Genomic DNA, 16,949 nt, shown 5'->3' on the forward strand with positions numbered 1-16,949 from the left:
GTATCATGTCATGTCCGACCATCGATCATACCGGCGCGGCAGGCAGGCCGAAACTGCCGGCCCCCAGCCTTGAGGGACGCGGGCTTGCCAAAACTCCGGACGTGCCTTCCAGGAATTACCTGCCGATGGCGCACAGGCCCTCGAGGATCTTGTCGGGTGTGGCCGGCAAGTGCCGGATCCGAACGCCGCAGGCATTGTGCACCGCGTTCAGAATGGCCGCACCCGCTCCGCAGATGCCGAGCTCGCCTATCCCCTTCGCCTGCAGCGTCCCCCCGTAGATGTCGCGTTCCTCGAGAAACCTGACCTCCTGCGCCGGCACATCCGCGTGGGTCGGAATGTGGTAGTTGGCCAGATCGCGCGTCACGACATGACCAAACCGGCGGTCGTGGACAAGGTCTTCCATCAGCGCCATCCCGAGGCCGAAGGTCATGCCGCCAATGCACTGCGAGCGCGCCGTCTTCTCGTTCAGGATCCGGCCGGCGGCAAAGACGCCCAGCATCCGTCTCACCCGAACTTCGCCGGTCACCTCGTTGACCGCGACCTCCGCGAAATGCGCGCCCCAGGTCGAGCTGCGCACGCCACTCAGTGCCTTGCCGGGCTCGAAAATGCCCTCGGCAGTCAGAGGTTCCGGCAGAAGTTCGGACAGTTCCTGCGAACGGTTGCCGCAGGTCGCGCGGCCGTCCTTCAGCGTCAACTCCGACTCGTCGCAGTCGAGCTTGGCGGCAAGCTGTCGCCGGATCTCCTCGCAGGCGAGGAAGGCCGCCGATCCGTTGGACGCGGCCCCGATGGAGCCGCCGGATCCCGAACCTTCCGGGAAGTCGGTGTCCCCGAGGCGGGTTTCGACGGACCCAAGCGGCAGCCCCAGCATTTCGGCCACGATCTGCGTGAGGATCGTGTACGTGCCGGTGCCGATGTCGGTCATGCTGCTCTCGACCTGCGCACCCTCCTTCGACAGCGTGACCCGGACCCGCGCCTTGTGCAGGAAATTTACCCGGACGGCCGAAGCCACACCGATTCCGAGCAACCATTCTCCCTCGCGCCGCTCGCCCGGATTGCGTCGGTCGGCCCAGCCGAACTGCGCGGCACCCGAGCGCAGCGCCTCCGCCAGCTTGTGCGAGGTAAAGGGCTTGCCGGTCTCGGGATCCTCGTCCGGAATGTTCCTCAGGCGGAGCTCGATCGGATCGAGGCCGGCCTTCTCCGCCAGTTCGTCCATCGCCATCTCGAGGATCGTCACGCCGACGGCCTCACCCGGAGCGCGGACGGACCCTGCACAGGTCAGGTTCACACGGGCGACCTCGTGCCGGATGCTCCGGTTCTCGCCCCGGTAGAGAAGATGTGTCGCCTGCTGCACGGGCTCCGAGAACGTCTCGCCGGGCAGGTTCGAGACACGGGCATCATGGCCGAGGCCGGTGAGCCGGCCGTCGGGATCGACGGCCAGGCGAACGCGCTGCTCTGTTTCCGACCGGCGATGCGCTATCTCGAACTCCTGCTGCCGGGCCAGTGGAACCAGAACGGGGCGCTGCAACCGTTCGGCAGCCACCGCCGCTGCCACGGCTTCGGGTGCGATCCCCAGCTTCGAGCCGAAGCCGCCCCCGATGAAGGGCGACAGGATCCTCGCGCGCTCCGCCGGAATACCGAGCGCATCGGCAAGTTCTTCCACGTTCTGTGAGAGCATCTGATAGGCGCCGCAGAGCGTCACCCGGTTTCCCTCCCACCAGGCGAGGGCGGCGTGCGGCTCCATTGCGGCGGCAGCGGATGAGGCAGTCGTGTAGGTCTCGTCCAGCGACACGGCCGCCGCCTTCATCGCCGCGTCGAGATCGCCCTGCCCCGACTGCTTCTTCTCGGGAAATTCGGATGGTGCCGAGGTCGTGTCGAGAGAGGGCTCCGCTTCTTCATAACGGATGCGCACCAGACGCGCGGCTTCCCGCGCCGCCTCGAGGCTTTCGGCCACCACCACTGCGACGGGCTGGCCGAAATAGTGCACGTCCTCGACACCTTGCGGAGGAGACTTCCGCGCCATCCCCTGCGCCGGATGGCGGACAAGGCGCGGATCCTGCACGACATCCAGCACACCCGCCACGGCCAGCGCAGCCTCGGCGTCAAGCGACGCGACCCGCCCACGGGCCACTGTCGCGCGGACGAGAGTACCGAAAGCGCAGTCGGCGCGACGGTCGGCCCAGAGGCTCGTCGCCTGCTCGGCGGCATAGACCGCTCGCCCGGAAACCTTCAGTTCACCCTCTGCGCGGTCCGCAGGCCGACCGATCACCCCCTGAGCCATGGCATCCAGACGATTGCGGTCGTCCGCTTTGTCGAAGACAAGACGTGCGGTCATGAAGCTGCTCCCGTTGCCTCCCGGAGCACGGACGCGAGCGTCCGCCTCGCGAGCGGTATCTTGAAATCATTTTCTCCTGCCGTTGTGGCGCACTGCAGCAGCAGATCTGCAGCCCGGTCGAAAAGATTTTCCGACGGTGATTGCCCCTTCAGGAGATCTTCCAGTTCAGCAGCCCTCCAAGGCTTGGGCGCGAGGCCGCCGAAGGCAAGCCTTGCCTCACCGATGCGGCCCCCCTCCATGCGCACGATCGCGGCAATGGACACGAGCGCGAAGGCGTAGGAGGCCCGATCGCGGATCTTCCGGTAGATCTGGCGGCCTTCCAAAGGAGGCGGCAGAACGACGGCCGTCACGAGGTCTCCCGGATCCATGCAGGTCTCGATATGAGGCGTGTCGCCCGGCAGGCGGTAGAACTCGTCCAAACGCACATGGCGCCTCTGCCCGCCCGGCGCCTCGATCTCGACCACCGCGTCGAGGGCCGCCAGCGCGACCGCCATGTCGCTTGGGTGAGTGGCGATGCACTTGTCCGAGGTTCCGAGGATGGCATGGTTGCGGGTGGCGCCGCCGATCGCCGAACATCCGGCCCCGGGACTGCGCTTGTTGCAGTCCATCGCCGTGTCGTAGAAATACGAGCAGCGAGTGCGCTGCAGCAGATTGCCGCCGGTGGTCGCCATGTTGCGCAACTGCCCGCTGGCACCGGCAAGCAGGGCGCGCGCCAGCACGGGATAGGACCTGCGGATGCGCGCGTCGGCGGCAAGATCGCTGTTGCGCACTGTCGCGCCGATGCGCAGCCCTCCTTCGCGCTCTTCGATGAAGTCGAGTTCCAGGCGGTTCACGTCCACCAGCCGGGCAGGAGCCGCAATGCCGAGTTTCATCAGGTCGAGCAGGTTCGTTCCACCGGCGAGAAAAGCGGTATCCGGCTCCAGCGCTTCGGCAGTCGCCTCGTCTCGAGAGGACGGGCGAAGATAGATGAAGTCCTTCATTCCGCCGCCTCTGCCAGCCTTGCGTCGACGACCGAGGCGATGGCATCGACGATATTCGGATAGGCCGCGCACCGGCAAAGATTTCCGCTCATGCGTTCGGAAATTTCCTGACGTGTCACGGGCGCCTTACCTTCGAGGCTCTCGGACACCCAACTGGGCCAGCCCTGTTCCAGCTCTCCCAGCATCGCCGTTGCCGAGCAGATCTGGCCCGGCGTGCAGTAGCCACACTGGAAACCGTCCTGCGAGAGGAAGGCCGCCTGAAGAGCCGACAATCGGCCGGGCTCGCCGAGCCCCTCGATCGTGACGACATCCGCGCCGTCCTGCGCGCAAAGGAGCGTAAGGCAGGAATTGATCCGGCGCCCGTCCACGATCACCGTGCAGGCTCCGCACTGGCCATGATCGCAGCCCTTCTTGGTGCCGGTGAGGCCGAGTTCGTGCCTCAGCGCGTCGAGCAGCGTCACACGCGCTTCCGCCTCGATCTCGCGGCGCTCTCCATTGATCGTGAGCGTGGTCTTCATGCTTGCCCTCCGGCTGGCCGTCCAGCGGGGCCAACAGGCGAGCGCGCCATAAGGTTCCGCGACGCCGGCGCGTGTCGACGGGTCGCTCCCCCTGCCCCGGCTCGGTCCTTCCCTTTCCGCGCTGGCGGCTTCATCCTGTGCGCATGCATCGAGCGGATCAGGCATTGCGGCCCGGCGTCGTCCTTTCGACCAATCGCGTGGGGCGGCCCGCTGACTGGCTCGCCAGCGCCGCCTTCAACGAGGCGCCGGTGCCGCTACACATCTGGGGCGTGGTGGAGATGAACCGCAGCCTCTTCCTCATGCTCGACCGTGCGCGGGACATGGCGGAAGCGGGCGAGGCTTTCCTTTGCTACATGACCGCGATGTTCGGGCTCGATCCCGAGCAGCGGGGAGAGGCGACGAGTGGCAAGCGGCGCTTCCGCTCGTCCTTCCTGCGGCTCATCCAGGGCTGGAACTTCGACAGCAACGGACCGGAAGGGGCCGTCCTGAAGGGCTGGGTGGAGAGCCGCTTCGGCATCGGGCCAGCCTTCCACAAGGCCATCATCGAGGATCCTTCAGGCCCCGCGTGGCAGGCCTACGTCACAGAGAAGATGGCAAGCCAGTTCCACGAAAATGCGATCTGGGTGCAACTCGACCTGCTGTTCGAGTTCTGCCAGTGGGCCATGCGGCGCTTCATCTTGCCCGATGAAACGCATCTGACCCTGTTCCGGGGCATCAACGCGCTGAGCGACCATCCGATGGCGGAGAGATCCGGCCGACGCGAGGCGGTGATCCGCCTGAACAACCTCGTCTCCTTCTCGTCGGATCGCGACGTGGCGGGATGCTTCGGGGACGCGATTCTGACGACGCGGGTTCCGCTTTGCAAGATCCTGTTCTTCAATGACCTTCTGCCGTCGCATCTTCTGCGCGGCGAGCGGGAGTTCCTCTCGATCGGCGGAGATTTCCGGGTGGGCATCGACTATGTATGACGAGGCGCATGTCGCGGAGCGGGCGCTCGCGGCCTATCTCGGTTTCGCCCTCGGCGATGCCCTCGGGGCCACAGTCGAGTTCATGACGCGCGGCGAGATCGCTGCCACGCATGGCACGCATCGTGAAATCCGGGGAGGTGGCTGGCTGAAGCTGCGGCGCGGACAAGTAACGGACGACACCGAGATGTCGCTCGCGCTGGGAAGGTCGCTGCTCCGCATCGGCGGGCTGGATCCGGCGGATGTCTGCGGCGAATTCGAGGTCTGGCTGCGGTCCGGGCCGGCGGACGTCGGCAACACCTGCCGACGCGGCATCCGGCGCTTCATGCGGGACCGGACGGTCGAAGCCCCCTTTGCGGAGGGCGATGCCGGCAACGGCGCGGCCATGCGCGTCCTTCCGGTGGCGCTCGCGACGCTGGGGGCACCTGACGCGGCGCGCGCCTGGACGCTCGCGCAGGCCCGCACCACCCACTGCCACCCGCTCTCGGACGCGGCCTGCCTGTCGCTCGTCCGGATGGTGCAGGCGCTGGTGGTGGGCAGAGGACCGCAGGCGGTGCGACAGGAGGCCGAGGCTCTGGTTGCCGAACACCGGATCTTCCGCTTCGACCCCTATCCGGCGCAGAGTTCCGGCTACGTCGTCGATACGATGCAGACGGTCCTGCATCAGTTCCTCGCCTCGGACGGGTTCGAGGATTGCGTGGTGCGCACCGTCAACCAGGGCGGCGACGCCGACACGACCGGGGCTCTCGCGGGGATGCTGGCAGGGGCGACCTGGGGACTGCAGGCAATTCCCGCGCGATGGCTCGCCGTGCTCGATGCGGAGGTGGCGGAGGAGATCCGCCAGCAGGTGCCGGGGCTGCTCGCCTTGGCAAGAGGGCAACCGGGTTGAGCTTCGTCAGGACGCCCGAGGATCCGCAGCTGCTCAAGCCAGTCGGGCGAGCATGTCCGCCTTGCGGGCGATGAGCTTCCCGGCCAGCGCCGCACGACCGCCGCCTTCGGCCACCGCGCGGCTGATCTCCGCATCGGGAATGCGGGTCACGAGGCGGATCGCCTCGGAAACGGCCTCGTCGCTCATGTCCCCGAAGAGCCTCATGGCATGGGGATTGTCGGCATGCGTCCTGAGTGACTCGAGCTCGGGCACGGTTGGGCCGAAGGCCCTGCCCTTCGGATCGCCCTGCGCACGGAACTCGAGCGCGCCCCCGAGGTCGAGGGTCAGCACCACGCCCCCGGCGACGCCCTGGTTCTCGCCGTCATGGCCGGCGACGTCCCAGTTCGCGGTCCAGGCATGGACACCGAACCAGCGCTGAGCCGCACGCCGCTCCTCTTCGGAGAGATGCGCAATACACCGCTTCTCGAGCACGACGAAGGTCGTGGCAACCTGATCGGCTTCGGTCGTCGGCAGATAGGAGAGGGTCGGAGCGCCCGCCAGCCGGTAGAGCCGCGCCGCGAGCAACTCGTTGCGGGCAAGCTCCGGCGCGTCGAGGCTTTTCACGTAGAAGGTGCGGCCCTGATCGTCGCGATAGATGCCGCCCGGGTTGCTGCCCAGCCGTCCCCCGACCCGCTTCATGCGAGAGATGTCGAGGGTTTCCGCGCGCGCGTTCTCTGGTCCGGCGCCGGGGCCTGCCCCTGCTCCGGCGCTTGCGGATGTTGCAGCGCCGCCGTCACTCATCGGCGGGGATCATCCGGGTGCGCCGGACAAGGGCGAGCTGCGACGGGGTCTCGATGGCGCCGCGGCGCACGCGGCGCACCTCGCGGATCGCCGTCTCGGGCTCCATTCCCATCTCGACGAGCAGCCGCGCGGCGATCATGCCGGCCCGGCCCAGCCCCCCCCTGCAATGGACGAGCACGTCGCTTCCAGAGCGCAACGCCCGGCGGATCCGGGGCCCGGCTTCATCCCAGTCCTGCTCGAACGCGGGCGACGGCGCCGAATAATCCGCAATGGGCAGGTGATGCCAGGCCATGCCGCGCCTGCGGACTTCGTCCCCCAGTTGCGTCACGCGCAGCGCTACGAGTTCGGCAGGTTCGACGAGGGTCAGGACGAGTTGCGCCCCCCAGGCCGCAATAGCATCGAGATCGGTTCCGAGGTCACGCGCCCATGCGCCGGTCGCGGCCGCGACATCGTGCTTGCCGGGGCAGAAGGTGATCCCGATCCGCCCGTGCGACGGGCTCGCCCGCACTTCGGCAATCTGCAGCGGATGCGTCTCGCTGGTGCGCGCGGTCATCGCCGGCCCCTCCTCGTCCCCGCGTGAGCCTAGCGCAGCGCGACGCAGCCAGTCACCCGCCCCGCGGCTGCTTCACATCCGCACAGGCTGCCGGTTTCAGCCCGGAAGGCGCGCGGGCACGCCACGTTCGGAAAGCGGGCGGCCGGGGCTGCGGCTGCGATGGCTGAACCGCGTCGGCACCGTGCCGAACCGGGCCTTGAAACACTTCGAGAAATGCGAGACCGAGTTGAAGCCGCAGGCGGTGGCCACCTCGAGCAGCGTCATGTCCGTCGTGCTGAGCAGGTTGCGCCCGCGGTCGAGCCGGAGACCGCGGTAGAAGCCGTTCGGCGTCTCGCCCACCGTGGCCTTGAAGAGACGCTCGATGTGCCGGCGAGAGCAGCCCGCCGCTTCGGCCAGTTCCTCGAGCGAGAGAGTATCCTCGAGATGCTCGTTCATCAGCTTCACCACCGCGATCAGGGCGGGGCTGCGCGAGCGCATCAGGACGGCGAGCGAGCTGCGCTGCTCGGGCTCGGCCCCGGCGAGGACGGTTCGCAGGCACATCTCCGAGACCATGGCGGCAAAATCCGCGCCATGATCCCGCGCGATGAGCGCGAGCATCATGTCCGTCGAGGCCGCGCCGCCGCCGCAGGTCAGCGTCCGGCCGAAGCTCTCGAACCGGTTTCCGGTCGGTGTCAGGCGCGGGAAATCCTCGAGGAAGCCCGGCTGGTTCTCCCAATGAAGGGTGAAGCGCCGGTCCTCGAGCACGCCGGCATGGGCGAGCGCGATCGCGCCGGTGCAGATCCCGCCGACCACGCCGCCGAAGCGATGGTGGCGCTGGACCGAGGTGACGACGCCGATGGAGGCCGCGGCGGAAGGAATGTTGCCTGCGCAGACGAAGAGGTCGGTCTCGCGATCGAGGGGGCCCAGCGCCTCGTCGGCCGCGACGACGATGCCCGAGGAACTGGCCACCGGCCGCCCTTGCTCGGACAGGACACGCCAGCGGTAGAGCGGCTTCTGCGAGAGCTGGTTCGCGATGCGTAAGGGTTCAACCGCAGAGCTGAAGGCCAGCAGCGTGAAGCCCGGCACGAGGAGGAAGGCGTAGGTGCGCGGCCCGCGGTTACTCTGGACCGGATAGTAGGCCGCGCCGGGCGGCACGAGGGGTTCGTGGGTCGACAAGATGCGGCCTCCGATGCGCACCCGCCGAAGGTGCGCTTGCGCAGCTTCTGACCGATGTGCCGCTGCGGCGCTACTGCAACAGCGGCGATTCCGCGTTCGGAGGCGTCATGCTCCGGAAGCCGCTCATGCGCAACCGATGCGCAGATCCGTCCTCGCTCCGACTGCTGCACGCAGCCTGTCAGGCGAGCGCAACGGCCGCATTGCGGGCAGATTGCAGGGCGCCCGCCACGGTGCGCAGCGCCGACCTCTGCGCATCGCCCAGCACCAGTGCCTCCGCACGCAGCACGGACCGGCCCTGCGCATCGCAGGGGCACCAGCCGCTGGCGTCCGCAAGACCCGCGGTTCGGGCGATGGTGCCGGCCTCGAGCGCGGGCACGAAGTTCACCACGTCGGCACGGATCGAACCGGCTTCGGTCTCGATCAGCCCCGCAGCTGCATCAACCGACCTGACGCGCCCCCCGCTTCCCGCAGCGATCCACTCGACGCGGTGGCTGAGCGACGCAGGCACCGCAGCCATGAAGCGGTCGGACAGATGCGGATCCGTCGAGCCGTCGAGCACCGTCAGCCGGGCACCGGGCCGCCGGCTCACATGGGCCATGAGCGCGAACGCCCGTGAGACCGCCGCCGCCGGATGGACAAGTTCGCCTTCGGGCAGGCGCAGCACGACCTGCCCGCCCGTCTTCAGGCGGTGAAGCTGCACCAGAAGCCGGCGCGCCTCGCGCTCGCTTCCCCAAGCGGCGGGCCAGGCATGCCGCGCCACCGCGTCCAGTCCCGGGATACCCTCGTCGCGCGGCGCCGTGCCGGGGGCCAGAAGCAGCCGATCGAAGGCGAGGCCGCGCCCCGAGAAGAGCTCGGCGCGACCCGCGCGCCAGTCGATCCCGGTCACGTCGTCGAGCACCACGTCGACTCCGGCAGCCTTGAGGTTCGCAAGCCCGGCTTCGAGGCGCGGCCGGACAAAGGCCGAGGTGGTGGTATCTCCGTGTTCTCGCACGAGCCGTCGGGGATCGCGCTCGACCAGCAGAACCGAAGCAGCGGGATGCAGGGACTTCAGCGCCAGCGCTGCCTCGGCGCCGGCCGGACCGCCGCCGACGATCAGCGCCCTCTGACCGGACCGAAGGGCCATCGAGGACCCGACCACCGCGGCAAGGGTGGACGTGGCGGCGAGCCCGAGGGTGAATTGGCGGCGGCTCAGTCTCTGCATCTTCGGTCTCCTCCTGGTCGGCTCCCGAACCCTGCGGGAGCGCGCCATGTCACGATTTCTTTTCCAGAAGTTCCGCCTCGGGATGGATCGGGCGGTAGATCTCGACCCGGTCGCCTTCCTTCAGCGGCTTGTCGAGCGGGCAGATCGCGCCGAAGATACCGATCTTGTTCACGGCAAGATCGATTTCGGGGAACTGGGCAAGCAGCCCCGACCGCTCGATGGCCTCTCCCGCGGTCGCATCCTCGGGCACGTCGACGTGCCTCCAGACCTGAACCGTCGGCTTGGCATAGGCGACCCCCACGATCATTCGTCGTCGTCTCCGGACTGGAGCCGGGGCGTCAGCACGCCCGCGGCGGTGAACACGCGCTCCACGCGCAGGTTGGTGATTTCTTCCTCGAGGCTCTTCTTCCGGCTGTCGATGATCGATTTCAGCGCGAGAAGCAGGCCCACGAGGATGAAGCCGCCCGGCGGCAGGATGGCGAGGAGGAAGCCCGGGTAATCCGGAAAGACGGTGATCTCCATGAAGGCGAACTGCTGGCCAAGAAGCACCGAGGCCTGGGCGAAGAGTGTGCCGGAGCCGATGATCTCGCGCAGCGCGCCCACCACGACCAGCGCGAGCGTGAAGCCCACGCCCATCGTCAGCCCGTCGAAGGCCGAGGCCGCGACGCCGCTGCGCGAGGCGAAGGCCTCGGCCCGGCCGAGGATGGCGCAGTTGGTCACGATCAGCGCGATGAAGAGGCCGAGGACCTTGTGCAGGTCGTGCACCCAGGCGTTCAGCGCCAGATCCACCACCGTCACGATGCAGGCGATGATAAGAACGAAGACGGGGATCCTGATCTCGGGCGCGATCACCCTGCGCAGCGCCGAGATGGCCACGTTCGACGCGATCAGGACGGCGGTCGTGGCGAGCCCCATGCCGAGCCCGTTCGTCGCCGTCCCGGTGATGGCGAGCGCGGGGCAGAGCGCCAGCATCTGGCCGAAGACGATGTTCTTGTCCCAGAGCCCGTCCCGCGCGATCTTGCCGTAGCTGTCCGACATCGCTCTCCTCCTTCAGGAATGGGCCGGCAGCGGAGCGACAAGCTCCGGCCTGTGACGCTCGAAGAGGGCGAGGCCGCGACGGATTGTGCCAACTACGGCCCGCGGCGTGATCGTCGCCCCCGAGAACTGGTCGAACACGCCGCCATCTCTCTTCACTTTCCAGCCATCGGGCTGCGGATCCGCCAGCGAGCGGCCGGTGAAGCCGAGGATCCAGTCGTCCTTGCCAACCTCTATCTTGTCGCCGAGGCCGGGGGTTTCCGTGTGCGAGAGCACGCGGACCCCGAGGATCGTGCCATCGGTGCCGAGGGCCATGAGGACACGTATCGCACCGCTGTAGCCATAGCCCGTGAGTTCATAGGCAATCCCCGTCACCTCGCCGCCGCGGGCGGCAACGTAGACGGGCACCGCTCCTTCCTCGCCATCCTCGATGCGGCGGATGTCGGCGGTCGGATCGTTGTCGTGCAACTCGGCCGGAAGAACCTGCTCGAGAGAGGCCAGCAGATCCTCGGCCGCACGCGCGGCGATCGGACCCCGCGTCGTGTCGTTCGCAACCGCGAGCATCACGGCCGACACCAGCGAGAAGAGGCCGAGCATCAGGCCCAGGACGACCGGCGAACTCTTCCAGTCGCGGATCTTCGCCTTCGGTTCCGGAGCATCCGGCGCTACGGGATCACGCTCGGTCATTTCCTGTCTCCGCGCAGGGGCTTCGCCTTGATCGGCAGCGGCTTGCCGGTCCGGGTGCGCCCGAAGACGCGGGGGCGCAGGTAGGTCTCGATCAGGGGCGTGCAGGAGTTCATCAGCAGGACCGCGAAGGCCACACCCTCGGGGAACGAGCCCCAGGTGCGGATCACGAAGACCAGCGCGCCGATGGCGCAGCCATAGACCAGCTTGCCCATCGCGGTGACGGGCGAGGTCACGTAATCCGTCGCGATGAAGAAGGCGCAGAGCATCGTCGAGCCCGAGGTCAGGTGCAGGATCGGCGGCGCGAAGCGGTCCGGGGCGAGGAAGGACGCCACCCCCGAGAGCAGCGCGATCGTGCCCAGGACGGACAGCGGGATGACCGGGGTGATGATGCGCAGCGCCATCATGACGATGCCGCCGAGGAGGAGGAGGATCGTGCTCGTCTCGCCGAGACTGCCCGGGACGAGGCCGATCAGCCGCGCCTCGAGATCGGCGAGATCGGGCATGATCTCGGACATCGTGGCCCCGGCGCCGATCTGGCTCTTGATGTGGCTGAGCGTCGAGGCGCTCGAGACGGCGTCGAAATCCTGCGAGCCGGCGAAGGTGATCGCGAGGCCCTGGAGGAAGCCGGGACCGTCGAGCAGGCCCACGGGCGGCACCCAGGTCGTCATGTGCACGGGCAGCGCGATCAGAAGCATGGCGCGTGCGACCATGGCAGGGTTGAAGAGGTTCTGCCCGAGCCCGCCGAAGAGGTGCTTGGCGATGACGATGGCGATGCCCGAGCCGATCACGCCCACCCACCAGGGCGCATAGGGCGGCAGGGTCATGGCCACCAGCCAGCCCGAGAGGATCGCCGAGCCGTCCCCGGCGAAGCGGGCGACGGGCTTGCCCGCGATCCAGAGGCAGAGCACCTCGAAGAGCCAGGCGGAGGCGACGGTCACGAGGAACAGGAAGATCGCGGGCCAGCCGAACTCCCAGAGGCCGAAGAGGGTGGCGGGGGCCAGCGCCGCACTGACGGTGAGCATGGTGCGCGACACGGTGAAGAGCGTGTGCGTGTGCGGCCCCGAGATGATGAGCGGCGCGGTCATTGCGCGACACCTCCGTGCTGTCCGGTCTGAACCTCGGCAACGGGCGGAGGCATCTTGGCGGCGGCCTCGGCCTCGCGCTTCTTCTTCGCCTCCATGTCGGCCTTGCGCTTGGCCATCATCTGGCGCTTGGCCTCGGCCGCGGCCTCCTCGCGGGCCTTGCGGGCGGCGGCCAGGCGCTTGGTCTCTTCCTGCTGGTGCTTGCGCCCCTCGCCCTCGGCAAGCTTGCCCCTGGCGTAGTGGATCGTCTGGACGAGCGGGATGTTCGACGGGCAGGTGAACGAGCAGCAGCCGCAGGTGATGCAGTCGAGAAGCCCGATCCGGCCCGCGCCGTCGAGGTCGTCGGCCTGGATGCGGGCGTTGAGCTCGAAGGGCGTGAGGCCCACGGGGCAAGCCTGCGCGCAGCGTCCGCAGCGGATGCAGGGCATGGTGTCGCGCTCGGGCGTCTCGGCTTTCGTCAGGGCGAGGATTCCGCTCGTCCCCTTCACGACCGGGACGCGGACGTTCTGGATCGGCTGGCCCATCATCGGGCCGCCAAGAAGCAGCCGCTCCGGCTCTTCGGCATATCCGCCGCAGTGCGCGATCACCTCGGATACCGGGGTGCCGATCAGCACGCGGACATTGGCCGGCCGCCGAATGCCGCGCCCCGAGACGGTTACGACGCGCGACAGAAGCGGCTCGCCGTACCGGACGGCAAGATGGACCGCATGGGCGGTTGCGGCATTGTGGACCACCACGCCCAGATCCGCGGTCAGCGCCCGGGCCGGCGTCTCCTTGCCGGTCAGGATCTTCACCAGATGCTTCTCGGACCCCATGGGATACTGCGTCGGCACCACCTGCACCCGGAGCGGCACGTCGAGCGCGCGGTCGAACCGCTGCATCGCCGAGATCGCCTCGGCCTTGTTCGACTCGATCGCCACGACGATCTGCTTCACGCCCAGCGCCCGCGCCATGATGCCCACGCCGTCGGCGATCTCCTCGGCGCGCTCGCGCATCAGCCGGTCGTCGCAGGTCAGGTAGGGCTCGCATTCCGCACCGTTGATGACCAGCGTGTGCAGGTCATAGCGGGAGCGCAGGTTCAGCTTCACGGCCGAGGGGAAGGTCGCGCCACCCATGCCGACGATGCCCGCCTCGGCCACCTTGGCCGCGATCTCCTCGGGCGTGGCATTCTCGGGACGCAGGCGGCCGAGACGCGGTCCCCAGGTATCCAGCCCGTCTGTCCGGATCGTGATGGTGGGGATCGGCAGGCCCGAGGGATGGGGCGCCGCGAAGTGCCCGACGGCGATCACCCGCCCCGAGGTCGGCGCATGGATGTTGGCCGAGACCGGCCCGCGCGCCTTTCCGATCAGCTGGCCCTTGACCACGAGATCGTCGCGCTTCACCAGCGGCTCGGCCTCGGCGCCGATGTGCTGTTGCAGCGGCACGCGGATCAGGCTCGGGATCGGCATGTCCTCGATGGCGCTCTCGGCGCTGAGATGCTTGCGCGTCTCGGGATGGACGCCGCCGCGGATGCCGAAGAACTGCGAGGGGCGGAAGAGCGCCGCGAAATGGGGGAACGTCATGCGGCAACCTCCGTGCTGTCCGCGCCGATGCCCGGTCGGGGCTTGTCCCAGTACCAGCTCTTCAGGCTCTTCGGCTTTGTGCGCACCACGATTGCCTCGGTCGGGCAGGCCTCGATGCAGGCGTTGCAGCCGATGCAGGCGTCGGTGACGACGGTGTGGATCTGCCGGTTCGCGCCGATGATCGCATCGGTCGGGCAACGCTTGAAGCAGCGCATGCAGCCGGTGCAGTGGTCCTCGAAGATGAAGGCGACCGTCGGCTCGACTTCCGCCATGCCCGCAACCGAAGCGCCATCGCCTCCGGTGTCCACGATGGCGGCGAGTGCCAGCGCCACGTCGCGGCCGCCGGGCGAGCAGGCGGTGACGGGGGCGCTGCCCTCCGCCATTGCCTCGGCAAGGCCGTGGCAGCCCGGATAGCCGCAGGCGCCGCAGTTCGTGCCCGGCAGGATGCTCTCGATCGCATCCACGACCGGCGGCGTCTCGACGTGGAACTTTCGCGCGGCGACGCCCAGCAGCAGCCCGAGGCCGAGCCCGAGGGCGGACATGGAGACGGCGGCTTCGATCATGGCAGGTCTCCAGTTGTCTCAGTTCGGCGCAAGGCCGGCGAAGCCCATGAAGGCCATCGACAGCAGCCCGGCGGAAATGAAGGCGATCGGCACACCGGCCAGGGGCGCCGGCACGGCAAGCTGCGCGAGGCGCTCGCGCATGCCCGCGAAGATCACGAGCACGATGGTGAAGCCCGCCGCCGAGCCGAAGCCGTAGAGCAGGCTCGAGGCGAGGCCGTGCCCCTCCTGGATGTTCAGGAGCGCCACGCCCAGCACGGCGCAGTTCGTGGTGATGAGCGGCAGGTAGATGCCCAGCGCCTTGTGCAGCCCCGGCGCCACCTTGCGCATCACCACCTCGATGAACTGCACGATGGCCGCAATCACGAGGATCAGGCTGAGGATGCGCAGGAAGGTCAGGTCGAGCGGTTCGAGGATCAGCGTCTCGACCATCCAGCTCGCACCTGCCGCGAGGGTGAGCACGAAGGTCGTGGCGAGGCCCATGCCGATGGCCGCATCGGTCTTGCGCGACACGCCCATGAACGGGCAGAGGCCGAGAAACTTGACCAGCACCACGTTGTTCACGAGCGCGGTGCTCAGCAGGATGAAGAAGAACTCGCCCATTCCCTGTCCCGTCCGGCTCTGGCCGCCTGCGCTCCGGTGGTTCGGTGGCGCTGTCTCGCGGCTGTTACAGAAGAAGGAGAAGCAGGCACCGTGCCATCCTGCCCGTAACGATCGTCCGCGTCGTCAGGACGGGTGGCTTGCCCCATCGGCCGGGGCCGCGCAGCCCGAGAACGGGACAGGGCGGGACGATCCTGCATACACGAACCCGTGTTGTCGCGTTCCTGACAGTCTTGTCGCGGAATCCTTCCATTCCGGACAAAGGCGCGGCGCCATGGCGGCACCCGGACCGCTCCGCAGCGGGCCGCATGCACGCGCCCCGGAGTGCAGCGCCCGTGGCCGCTCGAATCCTGCAGGGTTGGCACGCTGCCTGCTTCCTCCACGTCTGCGCGGGACGCCATGTCCTCGCCGCCGATGCCGAAGGAGTTCCTCTTGTCCGCCGCCGCAGCGAGTCCCGTCTGCCCGCAGCCCCTCCGACCGGACGGGCCGGTCGAGATCGTGCCCGGCGTCCACTGGATCGGCGCCTTCGACCCCGGCCTGCGCAGCTTCGACACGCTGATGAAGACCGCCAACGGCACCAGCTACAACGCCTATGCGGTGCGCGGCTCCGACGGCGTTGCGGTGATCGACACCGTCGACGCGGCCTATGCCGACACGTTCTTCGTCCGCCTCGAAGCCGTTGCCGGCTATGACGAGATCACGAGGATCGTGCTCAACCACCTCGAGCCCGACCATTCCGGCGCCCTGCCGGAGCTTCTGCGGCGCGCGCCGCAGGCCGAGGTCCATGTCTCTCCGCGCGGCCTCCAGATCCTCCGCACGATCCTGCGCGACGAATTCGGCCTCTACCGCATCACGCCGGTCACCACCGGCGCCACCGCTTCGCTCGGGGGCCGGACGCTGCGGTTCTTCACGACGCCGAACGTGCACTGGCCCGACACGCAATGCACCTATCTTGAGGAGGACGGGCTGCTCTTCACCTGCGACCTGTTCGGAAGCCACTACTGCGACGAGCGGCTGTTCGACGACCGGGTGGGGGACTTCCGCTTCGCGCTGGAGCATTACTTCGACCGGTTGATGCGGCCCTTCCGCAGCTTCGTCGTCGGGGCGCTCGACCTGCTCGAGCCGCTGGACATCGCGGTCATCGCCCCCTCCCACGGGCCGATCCTGCGCACCGACCCGCGCGCCTACCTCCGCCAGTACCGCAAGCTGGCCGGCCCGCGCTTCTCGTTCGGCGGCGGGACCGACAAGACCCTGGCGATCCTCTACATCTCGGCCCACGGCTCGACCGCGCGCCTCGCTCAGGCGATCCGCGACGGGGCGGCCGAGGAACCGGGCGTCCGCGTCTCGCTCTTCGACCTCGAGGGCGGAGACCTGCATCCCTTCATCGACCTCGTCGAGGAAGTGGACGGGATCGCGCTTGGCACGCCCACCATCAACGGCGATGCGGTGCGCGCGATCTGGGAACTGCTCGCCATGCTCGTCGACATCGAGACCAAGGGTAAGCTCGGCGCGGCCTTCGGCTCCTACGGGTGGTCGGGCGAAGCTGTCCGGCAGGTCGAGGCGCGGCTGCAGGGCCTGAAGATGCGCCTGCCCGAACAGGGGCTCCGGGTGAAGCTCGAGCCCTCCGACGCCGAGATCGAGGAGGCGCGGGCCTTTGGCCGCCGCCTCGCCGCCCACCTGACCGGCCGTGCGGTCCCGCGCGAGATCGACCTCGCCGAGCTTGCACCCCGCTGAAAGAAGAAGGACCTGCGATGGAAAAGGCCACACTGACGTTCACCGATGTCTCCATCACGGTCAACGTGCCCTCCGGAACCCGCATCATCGAGATGTCCGAGAAGGTGGGCTCCGGCATCACCTATGGCTGTCGCGAAGGCGAATGCGGCACCTGCGTCACCCATGTGCTCGAGGGAAGCGAGAACCTGTCGGAGCCCTCCGCCCTCGAGCTACGCGTGCTCTCCGAGAACATGGCCGGCAGGGACGACCGCCTTGCCTGCCAGTGCCGCGTCCTGAGCGGCGCCGTCAAGGTTCGCCCGGGCTGAGGCCGGACGTT

General features: G+C 68.4%; 18 protein-coding genes. 4 read left to right on the forward strand and 14 right to left on the reverse strand.

The features are described 5' to 3' along the window. Positions 1-115: 115 nt before the first annotated feature. Genes ACTVZP_RS20670 through ACTVZP_RS20680 form a run of 3 tightly spaced genes read right to left on the reverse strand, consistent with a single transcriptional unit; the run spans position 116 to position 3,830 of the window. A complete protein-coding gene (locus ACTVZP_RS20670) occupies positions 116-2,332 on the reverse strand; it encodes a xanthine dehydrogenase family protein molybdopterin-binding subunit (RefSeq protein WP_443214044.1) in 2,217 nt (738 codons plus the stop codon). Continuing rightward, positions 2,329-3,312 carry an FAD binding domain-containing protein gene (locus tag ACTVZP_RS20675; protein ID WP_443214077.1) on the reverse strand — a complete coding sequence of 328 codons (984 nt, stop codon included), beginning with the start codon at positions 3,310-3,312 and terminating at the stop codon, positions 2,329-2,331. The genes ACTVZP_RS20670 and ACTVZP_RS20675 overlap by 4 nt, the downstream gene beginning before the upstream one ends. After that, complete coding sequence (locus ACTVZP_RS20680) at positions 3,309-3,830, reverse strand: 2Fe-2S iron-sulfur cluster-binding protein (RefSeq protein ID WP_443214045.1); 522 nt, start codon at positions 3,828-3,830, stop codon at positions 3,309-3,311. The genes ACTVZP_RS20675 and ACTVZP_RS20680 overlap by 4 nt, the downstream gene beginning before the upstream one ends. 164 nt (positions 3,831-3,994) lie before the next feature. Between ACTVZP_RS20680 and ACTVZP_RS20685 the strand changes: the two genes are divergently transcribed. Both ACTVZP_RS20685 and draG read left to right on the forward strand, forming a co-directional pair. Beyond that, the gene (locus ACTVZP_RS20685; RefSeq protein ID WP_443214046.1) at positions 3,995-4,798 is read left to right on the forward strand and encodes an NAD(+)--dinitrogen-reductase ADP-D-ribosyltransferase; all 804 of its coding nucleotides are present in this window, start codon (positions 3,995-3,997) and stop codon (positions 4,796-4,798) included. Next, the gene (draG, locus tag ACTVZP_RS20690) at positions 4,791-5,684 is read left to right on the forward strand and encodes an ADP-ribosyl-[dinitrogen reductase] hydrolase (RefSeq protein WP_443214047.1); all 894 of its coding nucleotides are present in this window, start codon (positions 4,791-4,793) and stop codon (positions 5,682-5,684) included. Before ACTVZP_RS20685 ends, draG begins: the two co-directional genes overlap by 8 nt. Before the next feature lie 33 nt (positions 5,685-5,717). On the opposite strand, the gene ACTVZP_RS20695 is transcribed toward draG, so the two are convergent. The 11 genes from ACTVZP_RS20695 to rsxA all read right to left on the reverse strand — a co-directional run bounded on the left by ACTVZP_RS20695 (position 5,718) and on the right by rsxA (position 14,902). Beyond that, positions 5,718-6,362, reverse strand: a complete 645-nt coding sequence (locus ACTVZP_RS20695; protein ID WP_443214048.1) for a hypothetical protein — start codon at positions 6,360-6,362, stop codon at positions 5,718-5,720. 94 nt (positions 6,363-6,456) lie between these two features. After that, positions 6,457-7,017 (reverse strand): cyclin-dependent kinase inhibitor 3 family protein, encoded by a 561-nt coding sequence (locus tag ACTVZP_RS20700; protein ID WP_443214049.1) that lies wholly within the window; start codon positions 7,015-7,017, stop codon positions 6,457-6,459. Between the two features lie 96 nt (positions 7,018-7,113). Continuing rightward, positions 7,114-8,172, reverse strand: coding sequence for a GlxA family transcriptional regulator (locus ACTVZP_RS20705; RefSeq protein WP_443214050.1), 1,059 nt, complete (start codon positions 8,170-8,172; stop codon positions 7,114-7,116). Between the two features lie 178 nt (positions 8,173-8,350). Next, positions 8,351-9,373: an FAD-dependent oxidoreductase gene (locus tag ACTVZP_RS20710; protein ID WP_443214051.1), complete on the reverse strand. Its 1,023-nt coding sequence runs from the start codon at positions 9,371-9,373 to the stop codon at positions 8,351-8,353. Between the two features lie 49 nt (positions 9,374-9,422). After that, on the reverse strand, positions 9,423-9,680 hold the full coding sequence (locus ACTVZP_RS20715) for an RnfH family protein (RefSeq protein ID WP_443214052.1): 258 nt from the start codon (positions 9,678-9,680) through the stop codon (positions 9,423-9,425). Continuing rightward, entirely contained in the window at positions 9,677-10,411 is a 735-nt protein-coding gene (locus ACTVZP_RS20720; protein WP_443214053.1) for an electron transport complex subunit E, read from the reverse strand. Before ACTVZP_RS20720 ends, ACTVZP_RS20715 begins: the two co-directional genes overlap by 4 nt. A 12-nt stretch (positions 10,412-10,423) precedes the next feature. After that, complete coding sequence (gene rsxG / locus ACTVZP_RS20725) at positions 10,424-11,095, reverse strand: electron transport complex subunit RsxG (protein ID WP_443214054.1); 672 nt, start codon at positions 11,093-11,095, stop codon at positions 10,424-10,426. Then, positions 11,092-12,180: an RnfABCDGE type electron transport complex subunit D gene (locus tag ACTVZP_RS20730; RefSeq protein ID WP_443214055.1), complete on the reverse strand. Its 1,089-nt coding sequence runs from the start codon at positions 12,178-12,180 to the stop codon at positions 11,092-11,094. Before ACTVZP_RS20730 ends, rsxG begins: the two co-directional genes overlap by 4 nt. Beyond that, the gene (gene rsxC, locus ACTVZP_RS20735; RefSeq protein WP_443214056.1) at positions 12,177-13,739 is read right to left on the reverse strand and encodes an electron transport complex subunit RsxC; all 1,563 of its coding nucleotides are present in this window, start codon (positions 13,737-13,739) and stop codon (positions 12,177-12,179) included. Before rsxC ends, ACTVZP_RS20730 begins: the two co-directional genes overlap by 4 nt. After that, positions 13,736-14,302 (reverse strand): RnfABCDGE type electron transport complex subunit B, encoded by a 567-nt coding sequence (locus tag ACTVZP_RS20740; protein WP_443214057.1) that lies wholly within the window; start codon positions 14,300-14,302, stop codon positions 13,736-13,738. Before ACTVZP_RS20740 ends, rsxC begins: the two co-directional genes overlap by 4 nt. Positions 14,303-14,320: 18 nt before the next feature. Beyond that, a complete protein-coding gene (rsxA, locus tag ACTVZP_RS20745; protein WP_443214058.1) occupies positions 14,321-14,902 on the reverse strand; it encodes an electron transport complex subunit RsxA in 582 nt (193 codons plus the stop codon). 429 nt (positions 14,903-15,331) lie between these two features. On the opposite strand from rsxA, the gene ACTVZP_RS20750 reads away from it, so the two are divergent. Continuing rightward, complete coding sequence (locus ACTVZP_RS20750; protein ID WP_443214059.1) at positions 15,332-16,633, forward strand: FprA family A-type flavoprotein; 1,302 nt, start codon at positions 15,332-15,334, stop codon at positions 16,631-16,633. A 17-nt stretch (positions 16,634-16,650) separates the two neighbouring features. After that, a complete protein-coding gene (gene fdxC, locus ACTVZP_RS20755; protein WP_443214060.1) occupies positions 16,651-16,938 on the forward strand; it encodes a ferredoxin FdxC in 288 nt (95 codons plus the stop codon). The last annotated feature ends 11 nt before the right edge of the window (positions 16,939-16,949 follow it).

Source organism: Rhodobacter sp. NSM, assembly GCF_052244495.1.
GTDB lineage: Bacteria > Pseudomonadota > Alphaproteobacteria > Rhodobacterales > Rhodobacteraceae > Cereibacter_A.